At 54.0% G+C, this 24,901-nt stretch carries 14 protein-coding genes and 1 tRNA gene; 10 read left to right on the top strand and 5 right to left on the bottom strand.

Annotated elements, in window-relative coordinates; genetic code table 11:
• The first annotated feature begins 138 nt into the window (after positions 1-138).
• The 5 genes from G6R38_RS00470 (at position 139) to G6R38_RS00450 (ending at position 10,036) form a co-directional block, all read left to right on the top strand.
• Positions 139-1,848 carry an arylsulfatase gene (locus tag G6R38_RS00470; RefSeq protein ID WP_166819734.1) on the top strand — a complete coding sequence of 570 codons (1,710 nt, stop codon included), beginning with the start codon at positions 139-141 and terminating at the stop codon, positions 1,846-1,848.
• Positions 1,849-1,859: 11 nt separating this feature from the next.
• Positions 1,860-4,310: an FAD-binding oxidoreductase gene (locus G6R38_RS00465; RefSeq protein WP_166819733.1), complete on the top strand. Its 2,451-nt coding sequence runs from the start codon at positions 1,860-1,862 to the stop codon at positions 4,308-4,310.
• A complete protein-coding gene (locus G6R38_RS00460; protein ID WP_166819732.1) occupies positions 4,310-5,521 on the top strand; it encodes a (Fe-S)-binding protein in 1,212 nt (403 codons plus the stop codon). Before G6R38_RS00465 ends, G6R38_RS00460 begins: the two co-directional genes overlap by 1 nt.
• Before the next feature lie 284 nt (positions 5,522-5,805).
• Entirely contained in the window at positions 5,806-8,613 is a 2,808-nt protein-coding gene (locus G6R38_RS00455; protein ID WP_206028467.1) for a PSD1 and planctomycete cytochrome C domain-containing protein, read from the top strand.
• On the top strand, positions 8,603-10,036 hold the full coding sequence (locus tag G6R38_RS00450; protein WP_166819730.1) for a DUF1501 domain-containing protein: 1,434 nt from the start codon (positions 8,603-8,605) through the stop codon (positions 10,034-10,036). The genes G6R38_RS00455 and G6R38_RS00450 overlap by 11 nt, the downstream gene beginning before the upstream one ends.
• A 39-nt stretch (positions 10,037-10,075) precedes the next feature.
• Here G6R38_RS00450 and G6R38_RS00445 read toward each other — a convergent pair.
• The 3 genes from G6R38_RS00445 to G6R38_RS00435 form a co-directional block, all read right to left on the bottom strand.
• Positions 10,076-10,149 (bottom strand) — tRNA-Arg (locus G6R38_RS00445).
• A 134-nt stretch (positions 10,150-10,283) separates the two neighbouring features.
• Positions 10,284-13,397 (bottom strand): efflux RND transporter permease subunit, encoded by a 3,114-nt coding sequence (locus G6R38_RS00440; protein ID WP_166819729.1) that lies wholly within the window; start codon positions 13,395-13,397, stop codon positions 10,284-10,286.
• Positions 13,398-13,464: 67 nt separating this feature from the next.
• Positions 13,465-14,712 carry an efflux RND transporter periplasmic adaptor subunit gene (locus G6R38_RS00435; protein ID WP_166819728.1) on the bottom strand — a complete coding sequence of 416 codons (1,248 nt, stop codon included), beginning with the start codon at positions 14,710-14,712 and terminating at the stop codon, positions 13,465-13,467.
• 615 nt (positions 14,713-15,327) lie between these two features.
• On the opposite strand from G6R38_RS00435, the gene G6R38_RS00430 reads away from it, so the two are divergent.
• Complete coding sequence (locus G6R38_RS00430; RefSeq protein ID WP_166819727.1) at positions 15,328-16,035, top strand: hypothetical protein; 708 nt, start codon at positions 15,328-15,330, stop codon at positions 16,033-16,035.
• A gap of 27 nt (positions 16,036-16,062) precedes the next feature.
• Here G6R38_RS00430 and G6R38_RS00425 read toward each other — a convergent pair whose 3' ends face one another.
• The gene (locus tag G6R38_RS00425) at positions 16,063-17,487 is read right to left on the bottom strand and encodes a DUF1501 domain-containing protein (protein WP_166819726.1); all 1,425 of its coding nucleotides are present in this window, start codon (positions 17,485-17,487) and stop codon (positions 16,063-16,065) included.
• A 20-nt stretch (positions 17,488-17,507) separates the two neighbouring features.
• On the bottom strand, positions 17,508-20,405 hold the full coding sequence (locus G6R38_RS00420; protein ID WP_166819725.1) for a DUF1553 domain-containing protein: 2,898 nt from the start codon (positions 20,403-20,405) through the stop codon (positions 17,508-17,510).
• 318 nt (positions 20,406-20,723) lie between these two features.
• Here G6R38_RS00420 and G6R38_RS00415 point away from each other — a divergent pair, with 318 nt between their 5' ends.
• The 4 genes from G6R38_RS00415 to G6R38_RS00400 all read left to right on the top strand — a co-directional run bounded on the left by G6R38_RS00415 (position 20,724) and on the right by G6R38_RS00400 (position 24,696).
• Positions 20,724-22,046, top strand: coding sequence for a CpaF family protein (locus G6R38_RS00415; protein WP_166819724.1), 1,323 nt, complete (start codon positions 20,724-20,726; stop codon positions 22,044-22,046).
• 94 nt (positions 22,047-22,140) lie between these two features.
• Positions 22,141-23,103: a type II secretion system F family protein gene (locus tag G6R38_RS00410; RefSeq protein ID WP_166819723.1), complete on the top strand. Its 963-nt coding sequence runs from the start codon at positions 22,141-22,143 to the stop codon at positions 23,101-23,103.
• A gap of 85 nt (positions 23,104-23,188) precedes the next feature.
• Positions 23,189-24,121, top strand: coding sequence for a type II secretion system F family protein (locus tag G6R38_RS00405; RefSeq protein ID WP_166819722.1), 933 nt, complete (start codon positions 23,189-23,191; stop codon positions 24,119-24,121).
• Positions 24,122-24,249: 128 nt separating this feature from the next.
• Complete coding sequence (locus G6R38_RS00400; RefSeq protein WP_166819721.1) at positions 24,250-24,696, top strand: hypothetical protein; 447 nt, start codon at positions 24,250-24,252, stop codon at positions 24,694-24,696.
• Positions 24,697-24,901 lie beyond the last annotated feature (205 nt).

The following is a 24,901-nucleotide window of genomic DNA, read 5'->3' as shown; positions in this document are numbered from 1 at the left end:
CGTCGGGAATCAAACTAAGTCCTATAAAACGTCGCTCACGGGGTTGAGTGTTTCGTTCGCTAGTTGTTATCTGATGAATTCCTAGAGTAATTGCACCCACTCTCTCATTGCTCACCTATATGTGCGGAAGGTTCGCAGATGAAATTCTTTAGGCGTTGCGTTCGGAAAACGATCACTGACAGAGAGCTGAGTCATCTCACTTCCTTGGCCAGTCGGATTCTTGTGTTCGTTCTGCTCGTGACTTCGTCACAAGACCGCTGTTCTGCGGAAAGCAAGGAGCGGCCGAATGTTGTACTCATTTTGGCTGATGATATGGGGTTCTCGGATCTTGGTTGTTATGGCGGGGAGATTCAGACACCGCACTTGGATCGTCTAGCAGCGAATGGACTTCGTTTCACACAGTTCTATAACACTGCTCGGTGTTGGCCGACCCGTGCTGCACTTCTTACGGGCTATTATGCGCAGCAAGTCCATCGAGATGCACTGCCGAATCTCGGCGGTGGCGGTCGTGGTCAACGACAAGAATGGGCCCGCCTGCTACCCGACTATTTGAAACCGCACGGGTACCGTTGTTATCACAGCGGAAAGTGGCATATCGATGGACCGGTACTTGATGGTGGTTTTGATCGTTCGCTAGACATGCGGAACCAAGGAAACTTCTTTGGTTCGGGTGGGAACCGGATCGATGATAAGCCAATTACTAGACAAGACGATACCGATTATTACGCGACAATAGCGACGGTCGATCATGCTATTGAATGTTTAGAAGATCATTCGAAGCAGCACGCAACGAAGCCATTCTTTCAATATGTCGCGTTCATCGCGCCGCACTTCCCACTCCACGCCTTGCCGGAAGATATTGAACGCTACCGTGATCGGTATTTGGACGGTTGGGGTCAGATGCGGAAGGCTAGACACAGTCGGCAACGTGAGATGGGACTGTTAAATACTTCCCTCTCGAAGTTGGAACGAGACGTTGGTCCTCCGTATCACTTTCCTGATGCCTTGGAAAAATTGGGACCCGGTGAAATCAATCGACCGTTGCCATGGGAAGACTTGACCGACGAGCAACAGAAGTTCCAAGCCACGAAGATGGCCATTCACGCGGCGATGGTCGATCGAATGGATCGCGAAATTGGGCGGCTTGTTAAACAGCTTCAAGAGATGCAAGCACTTGAGAATACATTAATCTTCTTCGCTTCTGACAATGGAGCCAGTGCAGAGATTATGGTGCGGCACGGTGGACACGATCCGAATGCAGAACCCGGTAGCGCATCAACGTATCTGTGTTTAGGACCTGGCTTCTCGAGTGCATGCAATACCCCGTTTCGTCGGCACAAGACGTGGGTTCACGAAGGAGGAATAAGTACACCTCTGATTGTGCATTGGCTAGCTGGGATCGACGCGAAAGGTGAATACCGTCGCACACCAGCCCATGTGATTGACATCGTACCGACCATTTTCGATGTGCTTGAGATTCAAAAGCCGACACAATGGAACGGTGAGCCAATCCCAGCCGCTCCTGGTCGTAGTCTACGTCCAGCATTTTCTGAGGATATTTCAGTCAGCCGTGATTCACTGTGGTGGTTACACGAGGGTAATCGTGCGATTCGCGTGGGCGACTGGAAATTGGTGGCTGCAGACAACGAAGAGTGGGAGCTCTACAATCTCAGGAAGGATCGCTCAGAGACGAAGAACTTGGCAAGCACGCACCCGGAGAAGGTTCGTGAACTTCAGCAAGCGTGGCAACGTCAACTCAATGAAATCAGTGCCCTTGCCCGAAAGACGAAAGAACTGGGTGGACAACGGAAGCGGACACGCCAACCACGTTCGAAGTCGTCGAATTGAGTTTGAAATTCATGACCTCTATTTCTAGTCATCGGCAGTTTGTCTCTCCTGTGAGCAAGGCAGAACGTGCATTGCTCCGAGATCAACTCGAGCAGTGGATTGTGCGTGGTCGTGTGCTCACCGCGCCCGCGCAACTCGCAGGGTATGACACGGACGGATTGGGTTATCGAATCTATCGCCCCGATGCTGTTGTCATCCCTGCCGATGCCGAGGAACTGACGCAGTTGCTGGAAAATGCTGATCAAATTGGTTTGCCGATTTGCTTTCGAGGTGCGGGAACGTCGTTGTCTGGTGGTCCTGTTGCGGCTCAAGGTGGAGTCGTCGTGCACTTGTCGGCGTTTCGGAAGATTCGTGAGATTGATGTCGAGAACGCTTGGTGTGAGGTGGAATGTGGTGTCACATTGAACCAATTGGAGCGGGCGTTGGCACCATTGGGAATGTTCTACCCGCCCGATCCATCCAGTGGACCGGTTTGCACCATCGGCGGGAATGTCGCCATGAATGCGGGTGGGGCACACTGTTTTCGGTACGGTGTGACGAGCCAATATATCCTCGGCGTAGAGGCCATTCTTGGGGATGGTTCGGTTCATCGTTTCGGCGGTCCCGCTGGCGGGCGGGGAGCGTGGCGAGAGGATTGGAAGCGGCTGATGGTCGGTTCCGAAGGCACTCTAGCAGTCTTCACTCGGTTTTGGTTGCGATTGCTTCCCTGTCCGAAGAAGGTTTGGACATTTCGCGCGACCTTTCCAGACTTGGAGACAGCGGAGCGGGCAATCCATCGATTGTCGGCTGATGAGTCGTGCCCGGTGGCGATCGAATTGATGGACCCGCGTTGTGTGGCAATGGTCGAAAACAGTCCCATGGCAGTCGGGTTGCCGACGGATGCGTTTCTGATTCTTACAGAAATCGACGGCCTCGAAGCTTTGGTCAACACGCGGGTCGATTCGATTGTGGACATCCTGAAGGAGTCGGGATCTGACAATGTGGCGTACAGTGACGATCCGAAAGAACGGCAGCGATTGTGGAAAGCTCGGAAAGTCGCTGGTGGCTTGATGGGGCAAATTAGCGCCGATTTTCTTGTGCAGGACGCCGTGATACCCAAGCGATCGCTGGCGGATGTTCTGGAACTTGTCTACCGGGAATCTGACGCGGCTGGAATTCCTGTTGTCAACGTATTCCACGCGGGTGACGGCAATTTACACCCCAATTTTTTGTTCGACTCGAAGACTCCCGGCGAACTGGAGAAAGTCGAGCAAATCAGCAAACGTTTGATGAAGCGTGTCATTGAAATCGACGGCACACTCTCTGGTGAGCATGGTATCGGGAATGACAAAACCGCGTACATGCCGTTGGTGTTCGGCCCGGACATGATGCGGTTGCAACTGGCTGTTTCGAAAACGTTCGATTCGCATTCTCAGCTCAACCCATTGAAAGTTTTTGCGAATCGCCGTTTTGGTGAAAGCACTATCAAGTGCGACTCACCCGACGAAATTCCACAACGGGATCATCGGTGCTTTTCTCACTTCTTGGACCCGATTGACGGCATTCTGTGCGTGTCCGTTGATGCTGTTGTCGCCGACGTGCAGGATTTGGCCGCACCTCACCGCCTGCGGTTCCCATTGGGTTTCGACGGGATGAATTCCAGTCTGCGAACGCAAACGGCCAGCACCGGGTACGCGTCTGCGTCGTCGCGGTTTGGGCCATATTTTGACAATATCGTTGGTATGAATTGGAAATTACCAAGCGGACGTGTTGTTCGGATTGGGGAGCGGGTTGTGAAATCGACGACAGGATACGACCTGTTGCGATTCCTGCTCAACGCGTGGCACGTGTGGGGTGATGGTCCCACGAAATGCCCTTGGGGGGAACCGGTTGATTATGTGTTGCGGTTGCGACCGGATTGCGAACAGACGAGGACGATCGTACTGACTGGCGATCGCCCCGCGTTGCATGCTGCGGCGAATCGTTTTCGCATGAGTTGCTGGAGTCATTGGTTTGATTCCATCGATTGCGTGCAAAGTTCCTTTGCAACGACCGACTTCCTGCGAGTCGCGGTCAATTGTTCGCAGCGGGATTGGCCGGTTTTCGAAGCCGCTATCCGTTCGATTGCTCAAGAGTGGTCATTGTCTTTTGAAGTTCACGATGAGCAACAGATCAACGATGATTGCCCCGACTTCGTCGTCAAAACCACGCCACAACACGCCTTGAAATTGGCTGAGAAAATCACACAGAATTTCGAAACGGCGACCTGCGTTGTGCTATGTGCGAACGGTGTCGTTCACAACTACTTCGACGGTTTGACACCGGAAAAGTTGACGAATTCCCTACGTGATTTGGCGACCTTCGTGGAGCCTTCACTTCAGCTTGTTGGTGGCGATTGGTCGTCACGGCATCTTTCACCGGATGCACCGGGACCGGTGGAACAGTCTTGGCTGGAGACTTTGGAACGGGAGTTCTCCATCTGATGGAACGGTCACCGAACGATGAGAATTCCCGAACGAAAATCGATCCTGAGTTGCTGAGTCACTGCGTACACTGCGGGTTGTGTCTGGAAGTTTGTCCGACGTACCAGCTGAGCGGCGACGAAAATAATTCGCCGCGGGGACGTCTGCGATTGTGGCGTGAAGAATCCGATGGAAGGCTTGAACCAGACCCATGGACCACGACGTACACGGCCGAATGTGTGGGGTGTCTGGCATGTGAACCGGCCTGCCCCGCAAATGTGCCGTACGGTCATTTACTTGAGCTAATTCGCAAAGACCATGTGGCGACGGGGCGAGCTCAAATTCCGAAGCAGCTTCGGATGGCTGCTTGGTTGGTTCAACGGCCGCGACTTTTTCAATGGTTGAATCTTCCCGTTCGTTGGTTGCGTCGACAAGGCTGGATCGGTCATCGACTTGCGTTTCCTGGCCAACCGAAGACTTTTCAGTCGACGGCTGCTTATGCCAAACGGCTCATGCAAATTCATCAACCGAAAGGGCCTCGTGTCGCTCTTTTGACGGGTTGCTTGATGGAAGCCGTTTTTCGGGAGATCAACTTCGCTACGGTGCGGGTCCTCATTGAAAATAATATCCAGGTGTTCGTGCCAGAGGAGCAAGATTGCTGCGGAGCGTTTGCGGAGCATCTCGGCTTGCCGACTCCGGATCAGAAACGCAATCGGCAGGTCTTCGATTCGAAGGATGTTGACGCTGTCGTTGCAAACTCGTCCGGATGTGGGCTTGCCCTGCAGAAGATCTTGGCAGACGGCGTGCCTGTTCTGGATGTGCTCAAATTTCTGTCAACGCAACCGTTGAAACATCGGCGACGTCCGGACGATCGCACACGAGTGTATGTTGATTTGCCATGTCATCTGGTTCATGGTCAGCGTGAAGCAGGGATTCCAGAACCGGTGCTGGATGCAACCGGCTATCAATGGGAACTTGCTCCGCAAGCGCGGGATTGTTGCGGGTCAGGGGGCGTCTACAACGTGACGCATCCGGATAATGCTCATCAAATCCTTGCCGAAAAGTCTTCGTTTCTGAGGGAAGCTCCGGGCGACCCTCGTATCGTGGCGACATCGAACCACGTCTGCATGATGCAATGGCATTCCGCCAGAAAACGTGGGCTGGTTGAGCGGCCATTTCAGGTCCAACATGTGATTCAATTGCTCGATCCGGGGCCGAACGGACTTCCGTGAGCCGGACATCTCGATGTGGTCATATTGCTCCGCCCCGTCGAGTTGATAGGATATAAAAAGTTGTCCTGCCTCGGCCCGGTTCACTTCGTTCGAAAGTGACAACGGAAATGACCAGGTTTGGGCAGCCCATCCGAGAGTACCGCAGCCGAATGGTTGCAAACAGATCGGTCCTTTCACCGCCTTCAACCATCGCAATTCCGTTCTCTTGCCTTGATGGATTGACCATGGAATCTGTTTTCCGTTTCGATTGGAATCGACTCGCATTGATTTGCGTTACGGCTGCGATGCTGGTGATTTCCTGCGAATGTTCCGTCGCGTATGCCAACGAGAAGGTTTCGACGAGCGAGCAACTGTTCGTTCGCCGCATCTCGACGTTGCTGAGAGAGAAGTGTCGTGCATGCCATGGTGGCGATCCGACGAATATCGAGGGATCGCTCGATGTCACCTCACTCAAAGGGTTGAGTTTGGGGGGCGACAGCGGTGAACCCGCCATCGTGCCGGGCAAACCCAGCGAAAGTTCCTTGTACCTCGCCGTGCTCCGCGACAGCGATGAGTGGTCTGCGATGCCACCGAAAGAGGCGGAACGATTGTCGAAAACCGAAACCGAATGGCTGCGAGACTGGATCAGCACCGGTGCCATTTGGCCATCGAAGAAACGCCAGGCCGAGATCGAAGAAGCCTACGCTGACGAGTGGTCGGTCGAGGACGGAATCCCGGTGGCAACGTCCGGGGGATTGTCCGATGAGTGGACAAAACGCAAGTATGATCCTGAATCATTGTGGGCGTACCAACCCGTTCAAAAGCCCGAAACGCGTCGTCATGGATCGCAGGCGATTGACGAATTAATCCGGAGTCGTCTCCCGGATGGCTTGGAAATTGCGGGGCCGGCCGACGCCGAAGTCCTGATCCGTCGAGCGACCTTCGATTTGACGGGACTCCCGCCATCGCCCGATGAGGTCACGGAGTTCGCAAATCGATATGCCGAAGACGCAGACCGCGCGATGCAGGATCTGATCGATCGGCTACTCAGTAGCCCTCACTATGGCGAACGGATGGCTCAACATTGGCTCGATGTGGTTCGCTACGCGGATTCATCGGGATTCGCGAACGACTACGAACGTGGAAACGCTTGGCGATACCGGGACTACGTGGTGCGATCCTTCAACAACGATAAGCCATACGATCAATTCATCCGCGAGCAACTCGCTGGAGACGAGATCGATGCCAACGATTCCGAATCGATCGTAGCGGCCGGTTTCCTTCGGATGGGACCGTGGGAGTTGACCGGCATGGAGGTCGCCAAAGTCGCTCGGCAACGATTTCTCGATGATGTAACCAATAGCGTGGGCGAAACGTTCTTGGCTCATTCATTGCAGTGTGCGCGTTGCCACGATCACAAGTTCGATCCCGTGCCCACTCGGGACTATTACGGTATTCAAGCTGTCTTTGCCACCACGCAGTTGGCGGAACGAAAGGCGGAGTTCTTACCGACGGAAAATCAGAGCGGTTTCAGCGAAAAAACAGTTCTTGAACGACGTCACAAGAAGTACAAGCAGACGCTTGCTGAACTCGATCAAGCCATGTTGGAGAATGCTCAGGAGTGGTATCGTCAGAACGACAAAGACCCATCGCAATGGAACAAAGTTGTCGAGAAGCTCTCGAAACAAAATTCGCAAAGCGTGTTCGGGCGTGCTCGCGGCGAGATGCGAAAATTGAAATTGGCCGAGAAAGATTATCCTCCGAAATTAGTGGGGTTCACACCGGAGCAATTTGGGCTCGAACGGGTCGCTCGCAAGGGAATACAACGCTTGCAATGGGAATTTGACCGGTATCAACCGTTTGCGTTGTCGGTTTATTCGGGACGGACACCGAAGTTAAAAAATGTGTCCTCGCCACTACGGATGCCACGGGAACCGATGAAGATTGGCGAACTCGAGCGAACCACCATCCTCACCGGTGGCGATCCCTTTGCGGCGGGCGAAGCAGTTCAGCCGAGTGTTTTAAGCGTCTTGGATTCCCAGGTTCCGTCGAAAATTCCCGCATCTATCACCGGTCGACGCAAAGCGTTTGCCGATTGGGTCGCAAATCCGGCGAATCCGCTGACGACCCGTACGATCGTGAATCGAATTTGGGGTTGGCACTTTGGGCAGCCGATTGCGGGGAATCCAAGCAATTTCGGCAGCACGGGGAAACGCCCGACTCATCCCGAATTGCTGGATTGGTTGGCCGCGACATTTGTGGAGGAGGGTTGGTCGTTCAAGCGGTTGCATCGCACGATCATGCTGAGTGACGCTTATCGTCGAAGTGCGGAGCATCCCGATCGGTCGCAACTTGCCGCTTACGATCCGCAGAGGAAGAGTTATGCAGTCTTCCAGCCACGACGACTCACCGCCGAAGAAATTCGTGACGCGATGCTAGCCGCAACGGGGGAACTCAACACTGCCTTGGGGGGGATCCCGAATCGTCCGGAAATCAACTTGGAAGCCGCTCTTCAGCCGCGACAGGTGATGGGCACATTCGCGTCGGCTTGGGTGCCGAATCCTAAGCCAGAGCAGCGTCATCGCCGGTCGATCTACGCTTTGAAACTGCGGGGGCTTGTCGACCCGGCCATGGACGTATTCAACAAGCCGTCAGCCGATTTCTCATGTGAACGTCGTGATGTCAGCACGGTGACACCACAAGTGTTTGCCTTGTTCAATAGCCAAGCAAGTTATTCACGGGCGCTGGCATTGGCGGACCGAGTCCTCAAGCAACAGCATGGGTCAGACCGCGAAGCGATCGACCGTTGTTTCCAACTCGCGTTCGGACGAGCCGCGAGTCCTGAGGAACAAAAATTTTGTGTCGAACATTGGCGACAAATGATCGAACGACACCGAGAAATTTCGATTGAATTTGAGGGGCAACCGCTCGAAGTTCAACGGAACGCGATCGAAGAGAACACTGGCGAAAAGTTTTCGTTCCAAGAGACACTCTACGCCAATTCCGAATTTGTCCCCGATCTGACACCGAAGGATTGTGATCTCCGCACACGGGCACTCGCGGATGTTTGCTTAGTCCTCTTCAACTCCAACGAGTTCTGCTATGTCTATTGATAATACCTCGTCGGTTCGATCGAGACGCGAAGTTCTCTACGGCCTTGGGGCCGGTTTGGGAAGTGTGGCGATGACCGCACTGCTCGCAGACGAACTCGCTGCGGAATCGGCCGATCACGAACAGAGTGGCTCTCCATTGGCACCCCGAGCGGGACACCTGCCGGCGAAGGCCAAAAACTGCATTTTCCTGATGATGGAGGGGGGACCGTCGCACATCGACACGTTCGATCCGAAGCCTGAGTTGGCCAAGCGACATCTTCAGAAATTTGTGCGATCTGGACAAGAGAAGTCCGCGATGGAAAGCGGCACACGCTACTACGTGCAAAGTCCATTCGAGTTTGTCAAAGCCGGCCAAAGCGGAGCGGATATAGCGGCGAACTGGCAGCATCTTGCCGAGGTCGCGGATGAACTTTGCTTCTACCGCGGATGCCAGGTCGATAGTGTCAACCACCCCACCGCGATGTACCAGATGAACTGTGGCAACCGGTTTGGTGGCGATCCCGGCATCGGAGCCTGGGTGACTTACGGGTTGGGATCAATGAACCAAGACCTGCCCGGATTCATCGTCTTGCCCGAGGTGAGCTATCCGCAGGGAGGTGCGGCGAATTGGAGCAACGGTTACTTACCGGCACACTTTCAAGGCACACCGTTGCGACCGAAAGGGTCACCGATTCTCGACCTGAAACCGCCGAAGGGCATCACGGCGGACCATCAACGAGCGAACCTGGATTTACTTGATCGCCTGAATCGCCGCCATTTCTCGGACCACGCCTGGCATGATGAATTGTCGGCTCGCATGACGAACTACGAGTTGGCATTCCGAATGCAAATGCAAGTGCCGGAAGTTCTGGATCTGTCCCAAGAAACGAAGGAGACTCAACAACGTTACGGACTGGATCAGGATTCCACGAGCGGATTTGGACGGAAATGTTTACTGGCTCGGAAACTCGTCGAGAAAGGCGTGCGATTCGTGCAGCTGTACCACGGTTCGTGGGATAGCCATGACTATATCGCTCGGGCACATGGCAATCTGGTCCAAAGTGTGGATCAGCCGATCGCAGCACTAATCGCCGACCTCAAAGAACGCGGGCTGCTGGAAAGCACACTCATTGTTTGGTGTGGTGAGTTCGGTCGAACCCCCGACAATGGAATCCGAGGCGGAACTGCGTACGGTCGAGATCATAACCCCAATGCGATGACGATTTGGCTCGCCGGTGGCGGGTGCAAAGCTGGCCACACGATAGGAGCGACCGACGAACTTGGTATGAGTGCGGTTGAAGAAGTTCATCACGTCCGAGACTTGCATGTCACGTTACTGAGACTGCTTGGTTTGGACGACAACAAATTGACGTTTTACCATGCGGGGCGTTTCAAACAACTCAGCCAATTTGGCGGCCAGGTCATCGAACCATTGATCGCGTGACACATTGATTGCAAGGTCACAAGCAACGATCAAATGAAGTACCCCGGGAGGGATTCGAACCCCCAACCCCTGGTTCCGAAGACCAGTGCTCTATCCAATTGAGCTACCGAGGCGAGTCGCCAATTCTCTTGGCGGGAAGAGGATTCTAGACGATCCTGCCGTCGTAGAAAAGTCTCCGCAGCCGAACAACAGCAAACATGCCAGATTTTTTTGAAACTCGTTGTACGTCCTGTGCCCGAACTCGATCTCAGTTGGCCGACGGAGTACGTCGGCGTTCGACGGCATGATAAAGAAGTGGAATTGCGATCAGTGTGATCAGTGTTCCCGACAGCAAACCTCCGATCACGACACGTGACATCGGGACTTGCAGTTCACTTCCCTCTCCGTACCCCAATGCCAACGGCAGCATCGCGAGAATAGTCGTGAGTGTCGTCATGAGAATGGGGCGGAATCGTCGGCGGGAAGCCTGCAAGACAAGTTCCGTGAGGTCCAGATCAGGCTCGCTTTCCCGGAGTTGGTTGGCGTAGTCGATCAGCACGATGGCATTGTTGACCACGATCCCCGCCAACATGACGACACCGATAAACGACTGAATGTTCAATGTCGTATCCGTCAGAACGAGCATCAGGATCACACCGATTGCTCCCAGCGGAATCGAAACGAGAATCAATAGCGGGTGCAATAGGGATTCAAACTGTGACGCCATCACCATATACATCAAGACAATGGCGAGTATAAAGCCGGCGTTGAGTGCCTCGAAACTGTCTTGTTGTTGTTCCCACTCCCCGGCAATGTTGAGCGAGAATCCTTCGGGAAGTGGCAGTTTGTCGAGACTGCTTTGCAGGTCACGCACGGTGCTTCCAAGGTCGCGGTCGACGATGTCGGCAGTGATTCCGATGAATCGTTGACGATCGCGACGACCGATTGAGACAGGAATATCCTTCGACTCGAAATGCACCAGGTTTTTCAGGGCGACGACTTGTCCAATCCCGGTTGGCACGCCCACGTACTGGACATCGCTCATTTGTTGCCGATCGAGTTCTTGCAGCCAGACACGAATGTTGAATTCATCCCCTTCTTCTCGGTACACCGTCGCTTCGGTTCCGCGGATTGTCGTTTCCAACGCTTGAGTGACATTCGAAACATTGACACCGAGCGTGCTGGCCTTCGAGCGGTCCACTGTCGCCACAAGTTCCGGACGCCGTTGGTCCATTTCCACGGTCACGTTGGCCAACCCCGGCACGCCCTTCATGATCTCGGCGACGGCAAGTGCGAGTTCCTCTCCGGTATCTTGGTCGTACCCGCGAACCTCAACTTCGATATCCCCCGACGCCCCACTCCGGTAGGAGATCATGCGGAAGACACGCATTTCCGTCGATGCCCGCACACGCACCACCATGCCGGGAACCGCACCAATGGCCTCGGTGACGTCCTGGCTGATCTGTTCCGCTGTCCGCTGACGATCCTTGTTCGGCTTGAGTCGCACACGCAGACGAGCCTCGTTCCAATCGTCAGCTTCGCTGCTGCTGTCTCCAATGAAGGCCAACCAAGTATCGGTTTCGGGAACCGCTTTCTTGACGATTTGGTCCAATCGTGTCGCCTTCTCCGCGAGTTCTTCAAGTTGAATTCCAGCCGCCATTTTGGTGTCGATTCGCAAACTGCCCTCGTCGGTTTTGGGCATGAGTTCTGTTCCGATCAGAGGATACAGACCCACAGTCATCGCGAACGACGCTAACAGTACGAATCCAACCACACCCGGAATCCGAAGGCACCATTGGAGTCCACGAGCGTAGACTACTTCCAGCATTGTGAACACACCGCGACTCGTTCGGTGGATACGGGCGACCTGACGACTCCACCAGGAATGATGCTCACTAGTGGTCGTTGTCGTGAGGTCACCTAACCAATACGCACTGAGCATTGGCGTCAACGTGAGACTAGCCAACAACGAGCAGAGTAGTGAAAACGAAACGACCCAGGCCAATTGGTTCAGCATGATGCCCGTCATGCCGACAATGAACATCAGCGGCAGGAACACAATCGTCGTCGTCAACGTACTGGCCAGAATGGCGGAGGCTACTTCCCTCGTGCCTTCGATGGCGGCTTCCTTGGGGGGCAACCCTTCTTCCCGTTTGCAGAAGATGCTTTCCAAAACCACAATCGAGTTGTCGACCAACAGGCCGATCCCTAATGCCAATCCGCCGAACGAGACAATGTTGAGTGTGAATCCTTGAAAGAAGATCAGGATGAACGTCGCCAGAATCGAGAGCGGCATCGTTACGGCAATAACAAGCGTACTGCGGAAACTCTGGAGAAAAATTACCAACACGAAGATGGCCAACGCCATCCCGTAAAGGCTTGACGATCGCAGGTTCGACATCACATTGCGAATGAAATCGGCGTTGTCGATGCGGATGGTGAGATGCCCATGCGTCAGTCGGCGGTTCAGTTCATCGACAGTTTCCCGGACGCGATTGCTGACCGCGACCATATTCGACCCGGATTGCTTGTTGATGTAAACCATTGTGCCGGGTTCACCATTGATCCGAGTGATTTCGGTAATTTCCTCGTGTCCGTCGACGATCTCAGCGACATCTTTCAATCGCACCAATGCACCGTTCTCTTGCCGAATGACCGTTTCGGCAATTTCGTCGAGGTTCTCGAATTGCCCTTGGCTTCGCAAAAGCAAATTGAGATGTCCGGACTCGAAATAACCCGCCGGGCGATTGACGTTCTCTTGCTGAAGAACATCGACAACCTCGGCGATTCCGATATTCAGCGTCTCCAATTTGCCTCGATCGAGCGCAACTTGAATTTCGCGACGGACCGCACCACGAAGTCGCACGGCAGCCACACCCTGGATGCGTTCCAGTCGCGGGATGATTTCCCGTTCGGTGTATTGGGTCAGCTTGACGGGTTCCAGTTCGCTCTTGAGGGCCAAGTACACAAACGGAAAGTCCGCCACGTCGAAACGCTCGATGTACGGCGATTGAATTTGGTCCGGCAGGAATTCCCGGATTCGCTCGATCCGAGCCCGCATATCACTCATGACAGTATCGAGATTGGTACCCCACGCAAACTGACATTGAATGATGCTACTACCTTCCAGACTCGTACTGGTCAGTCGCTCCACCCCTTGCACACCACCGAGTGCTTGTTCGAGCGGACGCGTGAGCACGGTTTCCACTTCTTCGGGCGATGCCCCTTCGTAAACCGTCGTAATACTGACGACCGGTAACGTGACGTCGGGCATCAAATCGATCGCTAACTTCGTCAGCGCGTGAGCTCCGAGAATCGCCACTACAAGACTCGCCATGAGTGTTGTAATCGGGCGATGGACGGCCAATCGAGTCAAAAACATGATCTATCCGAACCAGTTGAGTCGACGACGAAAACCAAGAACCACGGGTGAAGTGGACGTGCAGCACTCACTCGCTGGCAGTGCTGACACTGTCAGAATCAGACGACTCCGGTTCGGTTTGATCCACGACGACCTTCGGTGGCTTGGACCATGCAATTTCCACCGGCAAGACTTCTTGACCATTCTTGACCACTCGCACACCGAGCGTGACGATCTGTTCGTCCGGTGCCACTCCTGAGATCACCTCGGTCAGTTCGCCGTCTTCGATTCCGGTGACGATTTCTTGAACACGGACGGTGGGATTCTCGCCGTCTTTCGGGCGGTTCAAAACCAGTACGGCTGGCTTGTCGTCTTTCTTGGTGATGGCCGCCATCGGCAGAACAGTGGCTTCCCGTTCAACGAAAATCAGTGAAACACGAGCGTGCATCCCCGGTTTCAACTGCAAGTCCGGGTTGGGAATTTCGATTTCGACCGCAGCCGTTCGAGTTCCCGGATTCAGCACAGGGGCTTTTCGAATGACTTTGCCCGAGAACTCCTGGTGCGGGAACGCATCGACTTGGATGGTGGCCTGTTGACCCACTTTCACACGTGGATAGTCTTTCTCGACAACATGCACGACCGTGTGGACTTTGCGGTACGAGACAATCCGCAACAGCGGAACATCGGGTTTCGCGAGATCGCCGACATCGACCATGCGTTCGGCGACCACACCGGACATGGGGGCCAGAATCTTGCTGTCAGTCAAAGCCAAGGTTGTTCGATCAATTTCCGATTGAGCTTGTTTGACGCGTGCTTCTTCGAGTTCCCGTTGGGCCACCGCGATTCGCCACTGGGCTTCCGCTTGGGTGAACTCTTCTTCCGTAGCTGCGTTGCGGTCGCGGAGGCGTTTGTTTCGGTTGTAGATACTTTCGGCCAATTCCTCTTGGGCGTCTTGAGCCCGCTTTTGAGCTTCTGCCACAACCAACGCCGCCTTTGCACCAGCGACAAGTTCAACTTGTTCGCGATCATCCAGCACCACGATGACTTCACCTCTTGCGATGGTATCACCGACATCGAAAGGGATATCAGTAATGTAGCCATCACGTCGGGCAAGGATTTGAACTTCCGAACCGGCCATCAAACTTCCGACAAGTTCCGCTCGATCGGCGATGACCCGTTGAGCGACGGGCATCACCTCGACGGCTACAGGTTGCTTCTTGACCGGTGGCACTTCCTTAGCGACTAATTCCACAGATTGGTTATAGATCATCCAGCCGAGCCCACCTGCCACACAGATTGACACGAGAGCAGTCAAGGTCTTCAGGATGATTTTCATGGGCTTGCACTGTTAAGGAGGGATGATGTCAGTGGGGGACGCTTCATCAATTACAAAAGCAATTGACGAATCGCGGAACGTGGTGGTTGGATGTTGCTCGACCACTCACTCAATCTGTGCAGGGATTTGCCGACGGAGCAATGGTCGAGGCGGATGGCTGGGGGGAGGTTGGTTTTGGTGAGTTTGGCTGCAACTGTGACGAACCGAACTCGCAAGGTCGTCCCATCAGCACACGTTATTATATTGGCTGATGCGCAATCGAAATTAAAGCCGTGTTCCTAAAATTTGGAGAAAAGGCCCCAAATTCACTCGCCGGATTCCGCGACATCATAATTTCAACAGCCTCTTCAATCGTTACGTTCCGAATATAACACTGCAGACTATGTATCTTGCCCCGCATCACCAGTGTTGCATTGCATAAACGGTGGAAGGCAACCCGATATCTAATCCTAGCCAAGTAGTTCCCAAAGCCGCATGAAGCCAGTGTGGGATCGTCGGTAACAACACGAGTCGCAGGTCAGAAAGCCCTGCAGTTGAATTGTACCGACGCCTCAACTCACCGCGGCTCGACCGCTGGATTCTTCGCCCGTTTGCCTGCCGTGTATGGAAGCCGACATGACGATTCGCATAGTTGTTCTTGCTCTTTTGACAGGGTTGTTTGCCGCCGCGTGGTCTTCGGACACGGATTCGCAACCGGCGGTCGTCGGTACGACAGTCGCGCCGATTCAATCGACACCGGAACCGAAATCATCAGAGTCCATGGAGTCAGAACCTACCAACGACTTTGCGGTCAACGGACCAATTCTTAGAGTTCCCGAAGTGGTCACCAAGGTCACGGATATCGATCCGGTTCCTATGACGCCGATTGTTCATATGGTCTCGCAGTCAGATTGGGTTGCTCCCGAGGCCAGTGAATCTAAGGAGCAGCCGCCCACGCCACCGGGGATTGCATCTGGCCACTATCGGGTCGTCACCAATGATGGTGTCACGACGCACCTCACCGTGCCCGGCAACAATCGTCAGAGCGTTCGCGACATTTACATTTATCGCACTGCGGAACGTCGCTGGTACTACATTCGTCAAGAGAAAACACAGGCCACGCCGCAACCCAAAGTCAGCGGGCCGTCGGTTGCGATCGTTGACGAAAAAGCTCGCCAAGTTGAACTGGCGGACCAGGAAGCCAAACGGCAGTTGCAAGTCTTCACCCGTTGGTTGATTGGTTATCATCCGTCGGCAGCAATTAACGAGACAGCCGAGAAAACGGAAGACTCTGTTCCAACCACACGCACGGCTGCCGCTCCCGCGGACGCGGAACGTCAGTAAACGTTCCGGGCAGACTTGGTCGCCGCATCAGGCGAGAATCGGCTCGATCAGATGGCCGTGCACATCGGTCAAACGTCGATCCAAACCATTGTGATAGTGGGTCAACTTGCGATGGTCGAACCCTAGGAGGTGCAAGACCGTCGCATAGAAATCCCACACGGTGGTGGGATCGACTTCGGCTCGCCGACCGAATTCGTCGGTCGCTCCGTGACTCACACCACCCCGCACTCCCGCTCCCATCATCCAGCAGGTGAATCCATCTGGGTTATGGTCGCGACCTGCAGTTCCGGCTTGATGCGTTGGCATGCGGCCGAATTCGGTGGTCCACAGCACGAGCGTCTCCTCCAGCAAGCCGGATTCTTTCAGATCGGTCAGCAGGGCGGCGGTCGGCTGATCGAAAATCGGACAGTGACGCTCGTAGTCGGCTTTGAGCGTCTTGTGGGCATCCCAATTCAATAGGCCATCCACCCCAGACGCTCGGGATGCACAATACAAATTGACATAACGCACTCCGCGTTCCAAAAGTCGACGGGCCAACAAACAATTTCGAGCATACGCCGCCTTGTAATTGTTGGCATCCCCCGTGCCGTAACATTGATGGGTGGTTTGGGACTCTTGCGACAGATCGGAAACCTCGGGAGCCGACAACTGCATCTTCGCCGCCAGCGAATAACTTTCGATACGGGCTTGCAGCTCCGATTGAGCCGGATGACTCGAAGCAAATTTTTGGTTCAGTTGCTCCAACAGTTTTCGAGACGCCAACTCTTTCGCTTCCGAAATCTGTTTCGGACGCGTGAGATTTCGAATGGGTTGCTGATCACTCAACATGATGCCTTGATGCCGAGCCGGTAAGAAACCGTTGGACCAATTCGCTTTTCCGTTGGGCGGTTCTCCGCGAATGTCGGGGATGGCGACATACGTCGGCAAGTTTTCGTTTTCACTACCCAGAGCATAACTGAGCCACGCTCCTGCACTCGGGAAACCTTCGGTGGCATGGCCGGTGTTCATGAACACGCAACCGGGGCCGTGGGTGTTCGTCTTGCTCATCATGGAATGCACGAACGCGATGTCGTCCACGTGTCGAGCCATATGAGGCAACATCGAACTGATCATCTTGCCTGTTTGGCCCGCTGCTTGGAACGGCCAAGGGCTTTTCATCAAGTTGCCATTCTTGCCCTGAAACGAAACAAAACTCTCCTCGCCCGGCAGCGGTTGCCCGTGGTATTTCTCGAGGGACGGTTTGTGTTCCCACAGATCCATGTGAGACGCGGCCCCCGGACAAAAAATCTGTAACACACGTTTGGCACGCGGCGGGAAATGCGGTTGCTTCGTCGTGGATTCAGCGGCGTGCGTGTCAGATTGAAGCAAATCTGAAAGCCCGACGCCAAGCAAACCCGTGGTGACTTGCCCCAGCCAACCGCGTCTTGTGAGAGCATGCAGAGAGTTGGTCATCTTGTGAACTCCCCTTCCAATTATTGAAGGTAGATAAATTCGCTTGTGTTGAACATCACCCGACAGAAAGCCGGCAAACCGTGCTCGGCAACGAAGGTTCGACACGATTTTAACTCCGCTTCCGTCACACTGCGTGAGTAGCATTGTTCGAACGCGAGTCGGATTTGTGCATCGACCACGTCGCCAGCTTCACGTGTCAGTCGTTTCGCGAACGAGTCTGCCATGTCCAAGGTGAATTGATGATTGAGCATCGTCAGTGCTTGTAGCGGACTGATGGTTTCGGACCGTCGCGGTGCAGAGAAAGCACAGTCTGGCTGGTCGAACTCCGTCATCAAATCGACGACAGCAGCCCGAGCGTTTTGGTGATAGATGGCCCGCCGATAAGTTTCCGGACCGGGCCGATCTAGCGGGACATACGTGCAAACATTGTCCTGCATAAAGTGATAAAGTCGAAATCCAGGCCCACCCATGTCGGCATGCAACACGCCTGCCACTTGGAGAATCGAATCGCGAATTTCCTCCGCGGACAAACGACGCGGTGGGAACCGCCACAACAGACGAGCATCGCTATCGATTCGTGCTGGCTTGTCGCGATATCGCCCCGATTGTTGATAGGTCTGCGAGGTCATGATCAGCCGATGCATCGACTTGATTCGCCAACCGTTCCGACGCAGTTCCCCTGCCAACCAGTCAAGCAACGCGGGATGACTTGGCAGGGTTCCCATCGATCCAAAGTCGTTCGGCGTGCTCACCAATCCTGTACCGAAGTGATAATGCCAGAGACGATTGGCCAGCACGCGAGGCGTCAACGGGTTTTCGTCTTCGACCAACCAGTCGGCAAGCTCCAAACGCCGCGTGCTTTCCGATGAATCCACCGTCAATTTGTAACTCGGTGCGCTCTCCGAGAGTGTGCTCAAGCTGGCCGGTAGGACTTCCTCCCCCTTTCGCTCAGGACTTCCGCCAAGAAAAATATGAAACGGCCCCTGAGCATCACGCTGCGAACGTGTTCCTACGAAAACCGTCTGCAACGGGGGAATGGCGGCCAACGCCCGATTGACCTCCGCGATTTCGCGATCTAACTCCTTCATCCTTTGTTGGTCTTCTGGCTTCGTTTCGAGTTGTCGCAACCGATGTTTTCGATGAGCCTCGTTCACAGGCTTTCGATCGGAGGAATTTGCGACTTCACGCCATGTGGAACCATCCTCGGAAACTTCAATCCGATACTCCGCCACGAAATTGAATTTGCGTTGGTCTGGCTTTTCTTCGCCTCGTGCGCTCGAGAACGTCACGCGGTTGATCGAAGACGGTTCGGCCAATTCGATCGTCAGATGCCCGCCCGTTGCCAAGAACCGTTCGCCGGTCTTGCCATCAATGGCTTTCTGCGGACCATACACACCAGGCGTGTCTTGAATCGGACGACTCGGTCCCGTTGCCTTTGCACCGTTCGATGCCAACGCGACATTCACATTCGGATCGGTGGCGGTCCAAATTTCGAATTCATCAATGCCGAACTGGTTCCGATTGGCCAAATTCGCATCTTGCCCCTCGGAAACGAGTCGCACAAATTTGGCGGTCGTCGGCTCAAATGTTTCTACCGTTCCACGTCGATCAACGGGCGGACGGGTCCACGTCTTTTCGTGTTGTTCTCGATTCGCGTTGCCGCGTTCCTCGATGGATCGGCTCAACGTTTGACGCTCCTGTGTCAGGGCGTTGCGTTTGGCTTCCAATGGTTGACGGCGGTTCGCTAACGAGGACTTTTCTCCGGGAGTTGCCACAACACGACGCCCATGACGGACTCCCGCAAAAGTCGCGTACCAAGAGTAATAATCACTCTGACGGATCGGATCGAATTTGTGATCGTGACACCGAGCACATCCAATGGTCAGACCGAGAAAGGCCTCGCCAGCCGCTCGGATCATTTCATCAATCGTGTTCGCACGAATTTGTCTTGCTTGAACTGGGTCCTGATTGCCAACGTCGTCATACGGCCCGGCCACCAGAAACGCGGAGCCGATCTCCGATTCCGGCCGACCGTTGCCAAACACGTCCCCGGCTAGATGTTCTCGAATCAGGAGATCGAACGGTTTGTCCTCGTTGATTGATTGAATCACGTAGTCGCGGAACGGCCATAAATCGGGGATGAGCACATTGCGTTCGAAGCCGTTACTCTCGCCAAATCGCACGACATCCAACCAGTGTCTTCCCCAGCGTTCCCCATACTGGGGCGAGTTCAGAAGCCGATCGATCAATCGATCATACGCTAGCGGATCACGGTTCTGCTCGAATGCTTTCACGTCAGCCGGGCTTGGGGGCAATCCGATCAAATCGTAATAGGCACGGCGAATAAGTGTTCGACGATCCGCCGGGGGATTGGGTGAAAGTTTGTTTTCCGCAAGCTTTGCGTAGACAAAACGGTCGATCGGGTTGTGCCCCCATGACTCGGGCAGATTGCGTGGTTCGGGAGGGGATGTGTTGGCCAAACGCTGAAACGACCACCAGGATTTGTCGACTCGTGATCGCTCCCGAAGTATCACATCGTCAGGCCAATTGGCTCCCTGCTGAATCCAATTCCGAAGGATGGTTTGTTGTGCCGTAGTCAACGGATCCCCTTCTTGGGGCATCTCTGGCTTTTGTCCGGTCGAGGACGTGATGAGTTCCAACAAGTAGCTTGCACTCGGATCACCCGCACTCAGATATCCGTTTTTCGCCAGATCGGTAACCGTCGCCAACGAAATTTCACCCTTGGCATTGTTCGGAGAGTGACAACGAACACAGTGCGTTTCCAAGATCGGCGCGACATCACGGGAGAAATCGATAGCTTCCCCGGCTGGTAATTCCGACGAGCTGCCAAATAGCAGAAAGATAACCGGGAAAACCAATCTCGACTGATGGACCAGCGATGCGAGGCGACAACGCATGTTGTGCTCCGATGAATAAGCGACTATTCGCAACGATTCCAAGAATGCCACTCGGTGTGACCGGAACCGATTGTGTCGGTTCGTGACCGGATGGGCAACCGTCTGTTTACATTCGCCTGCATCGGTTACCCGGTTCTCTATCTCCGACCCGCAATCCGCAGCCGAATTGACTCTCTTCGGGGGTGCATTTTTGGCAAATGCTCACAAAAAGCGACGAACTGGCGCCGCCGGATCGTTTTGTGACCTAAGTTTGAGCGGTTGCTATGAAAACCAGGATCCCCAAATTCCCCTCAATTCGACTTTTCAGGAGACGATCGAATGGTCAGTGCCAACCCCTCACGTTCAGGGCGTGGTGGCGACGCAAGCCAGAATGACTTTGAGACGCTCAAACGCCTCATTCATGGCAAACTGGTCGATAAACTCGATCTCTCGCGTCTGGGTGATCTCGAAGGAGATACCCTGCGACGCGAGATCCGGCTTGTCGTCGAGCACCTGTGTGACACCGAGAACCCCCTGCTCAACCGAGCGGAGCGGGAACGCTTGATCGAAGAAGTTCTGGATGAAACGTTCGGTTTCGGTCCGCTGGAAATCCTTCTCAAAGAAGAAGGCATTGCGGATATTATGATCAACGGGCCTAAGCACGTTTTCATCGAAAAGAACGGCCGAATTCAACGTTCGCCGGTGACATTCCGCGACAACGATCACCTGATGCAAGTGCTTGACCGCATTGTGTCGAAGGTTGGTCGGCGGGTCGATGAAACGCAACCCATGTGTGACGCCCGTCTGCCAGACGGTTCACGTGTCAACGCGATCATTCCACCATTGGCGTTGGACGGCCCGAGCCTGACCATTCGTCGATTCGGCTCAAATCCACTCACACTCGAAGACCTCCTCCGATTCGGTGCGTTCACACCGGAAATGGTGATGCTCCTGGAAGGGGCTTCCAAAGCCCGATTGAACATCCTCGTCAGTGGTGGTACCGGCTCCGGTAAAACGACATTGCTCAACACGCTATCTAGTTTTATCGCTCCCGATCACCGAGTGATCACCATCGAAGACGCCGCCGAGTTGCAATTGCAGCAAGAACACGTGCTTCGTTTGGAGACCCGTCCGCCGAACATTGAAGGCAAAGGTCAAGTCAGCGCGACGGACCTTGTGAAGAACGCACTTCGTATGCGGCCGGACAGAATCATTATTGGGGAATGTCGTGGACCGGAAGCTCTAGACATGCTTCAGGCCATGAACACGGGGCACGAAGGTTCCTTGACTACGATCCACGCCAACACTCCGCGGGATGCTGTCAGTCGATTGGAAACGATGATCAGTATGGGCGGGATCGAACTGCCACTTCGCGCCTTGCGTCATCAATTCGCATCGGCCGTCGACTTAATCATTCAAGCCAACCGACTGCAAGGCGGCCCACGAAAAGTGACGCATATTACAGAAGTCGTCGGTATGGAAGGCGACGCGGTGATCATGCAGGACATCTTCCTATTCATTCAAGACGGTATCGACGAAGACGGCAAAGCATACGGCCACTTTGAGTCGACTGGCGTTCGTCCATCATTCATGGATCGCCTCGAGCAAGCTGGTGTTCGTTTGCCTTCAAACCTGTTTAGTCAACGAACGCTAGGTTACTAGTGTCTTGTTTTGATTGTCGCGATACTCAAGTAAGAATAATTTCATCAACATACGGGCCCTTAGTCGTCAGCCAAGTTAGTTCAGGTACAACATCATGGACCCGATTTTCATCTATTTAGCAATCTTCGTTGGGATTGCGACGCTAGTTCTAGCAGCTGCGTTTCTGTTTACCGATTTTACTCCGACAACGGCCGAAGACCGGCTTGCAAACCTGACTGGTAAAGCCAACGGCGACCAAGATGGTATGTCGCGTCAGGAGATTGTCAAAGAGGGGCTCGGTGGTCTCTCCTCAATGATGGGGGGATTCACAGACCGGCTCCAGAAGTTGACTCTGCTCTTTGAACAAGCAGACTCCCCCATCCGGCCGGATATGTTCTTCGGGATTTCAGTCGGTTGCTGCGTGCTTGGCGTTGCCATTGCGATTATCGCTGGTGCACCAATCCCGTTGTATCCAGTCGCGGGACTAATGCTTGGATCCTGCCCATTCATCTGGCTGCTCTGGCGGCGGAAGTCGCGTTTCAAAAAATTTGCAATGCAACTGCCAGACGCTTTGGAATTGATTGGTCGAGCCTTGCGATCGGGGCATAGTTTGGCTTCCGGTTTGAATGTTGTTGTGCAAGAAATGCCCGATCCGATCTCGCGGGAGTTCTCGATGGCCTATGAGGAACAAAACCTCGGTGTGCCGCTTGAGCAAGCCTTGAAGAATATGCTCAAGCGGATTCCAAACTTGGACCTCAAGTTTTTTGTGACAGCAACGATCATCAACCGCCAAGCGGGGGGTGATATGTCTGAGATTCTTGAGAAGATTAGTGGGATTATCCGTGAGCGATTCAAGATTCTCGGTCAGGTGCAAGCGTTGACTGGGGAAGGGCGAATTAGTGGAATCGTCTTGATGGCGTTGCCGATCGCATTGTTCTTCGCGGTCTACTACCTTAACCCGGACTACGTCATGCTTCTCTTTACTGAAGAGCAAGGCCGTCAGATGATTGCAGCGGCAGCCGTCTTACAAGTCTTAGGGGCGGTCTGCATCAAGAAAATTGTCAACATTAAGATTTAGACGTATTCGTGTAAGCTGTGATTCGGGCCACAACAGACTTTGGTTTCTCCTGCCTTCGCATTGAATGATATAAACGAGTTTCATCATGGAACCCAGCCTCATTATTTCTGCCTGCGTTTTTCTCGCATTGACTGGCGGTGCTTGGGCAGCCATCAATATGCTGTCCCCAAAGACAAGTCGTGCTAGCGAGCGGCTTGAAGAATTGCGAGATCCCGGTCGGCGAAATCGTGATAAGTCGGACGGGAAAGGTGGAGTTGGCGGTTTATTCGAACGAGCCGCACCACAGATGTCTAAGGCCCTCAAGCCAAAGACAGAACTCGAACAAAACAACCTGAAAGTTCGACTAGCAAATGCTGGGTTCAATAGTCCAGCCGCACCTCAGATCTATCTCGCATTGAAACTTGCAAGTCTCTTGTGTGGACTATTTCTTGGAGGCGGTTTTGCAGCTTTCAAATATGGTGTGACTATGAACGGCCTCACATCCATTGTGGTTGGGTGTGCAGCCGGCTTGTTCATACCGAGTTTTGCCCTGAGTTGGAAAATCAAAGGGCGAATGGAACGCATCTTTCTCGGTCTCCCGGATACGTTGGACCTCCTCGTTGTCTGTGTTGAGGCCGGACTTGGTTTGGATGCGGGCATGCGTCGGGTGGCTGAAGAACTGGAGGACACGCACCCTGATGTCTGTGCCGAGTTCAACCTCGCGAACATGCAATTGCAGATGGGGCGGAAACGCCGCGAAGTGCTTCACGATCTCGGTGTGCGTACCGGTGTGGATGACATGCGTGCCTTGGTCGCCATTTTGATTCAAGCGGATAAATTTGGATCTTCGATTGCCCAAGCACTCCGTGTGCAATCTGATAGTATGCGAATCAAACGAAGTCAAATGGCTGAGGAACGGGCGCAACAAACTGCGGTGAAATTGATTTTTCCGCTCGTGCTATTCATCTTTCCTGGGATCTTTGTCGTCTTGGTGGGACCGGCTGCTCTCATGATGATCAACGGTCTATTCGCCCAATAATTCCGCCAAGCGACTTGGATGGGGAACCGTCCGCGACCGACCAACCCGATCGCACCTCGTTCGCAGAATTCGGGTTGTTATCAATAGGAGAGAGTTATAGAATTCGTGAGAAGGAACAAAACTACCTCATGACTTCACGCGTACTTTCTCTATTGCTCATCGTCGCGACGCTCCTCTGCCCATTTGGGTGTGGCCGCGTCTTTGCGTCATGTTGCGCTGCGGAGGAAGTCACCGATTGCAAGGCTCCAGCGGTTGCGGAGCAATGCCATTGCTGTCATAGCGAAATGGCCGAGGCAGGTGGAGACGTGCTTCCCGAGATGATCACTCAGGAGCACGATCAATGTCCCCCGGCTTGTCCCCACAATGACAATGGCTCGTGCCAAGGGGTGTGCGGTGGAGCGGTCTACAGCGGCCCTCTTGCTTCAGTCTGCCTGTTGGATTGGGCGTTGCTGCCATCCTACACGGTGAATTTGACGGATCCGCCTGGTGTCACAGAATGGAACCCCGTTTCCTGCTGGTTTGACCGTGGTTCCGGTCTCGCGATTCGTTTGCTCCACATGTCATTTTTGTGTTGAGCCTTCTCTAAGTGACGATTCCTCCTGAACTGTCGACGTTTGTCAATGGCTTCAGTTGATGGACCGCTTCTTTGACGCGTTGGTCACGACTTGAGTTCGCGCAACGTATTGCCGCGTAGTTGTTTATGGAACAGCACGTGCGCAGGTCGCGAATGCGAGACGGTTTGGTCGATGTGTGGAAGGCCGTGGAGTACCCGCGTGTGAA

This window comes from Thalassoroseus pseudoceratinae, assembly GCF_011634775.1.
Lineage (GTDB): Bacteria > Planctomycetota > Planctomycetia > Planctomycetales > Planctomycetaceae > Thalassoroseus > Thalassoroseus pseudoceratinae.
This window is presented reverse-complemented; position numbering and strand designations above follow the sequence as displayed.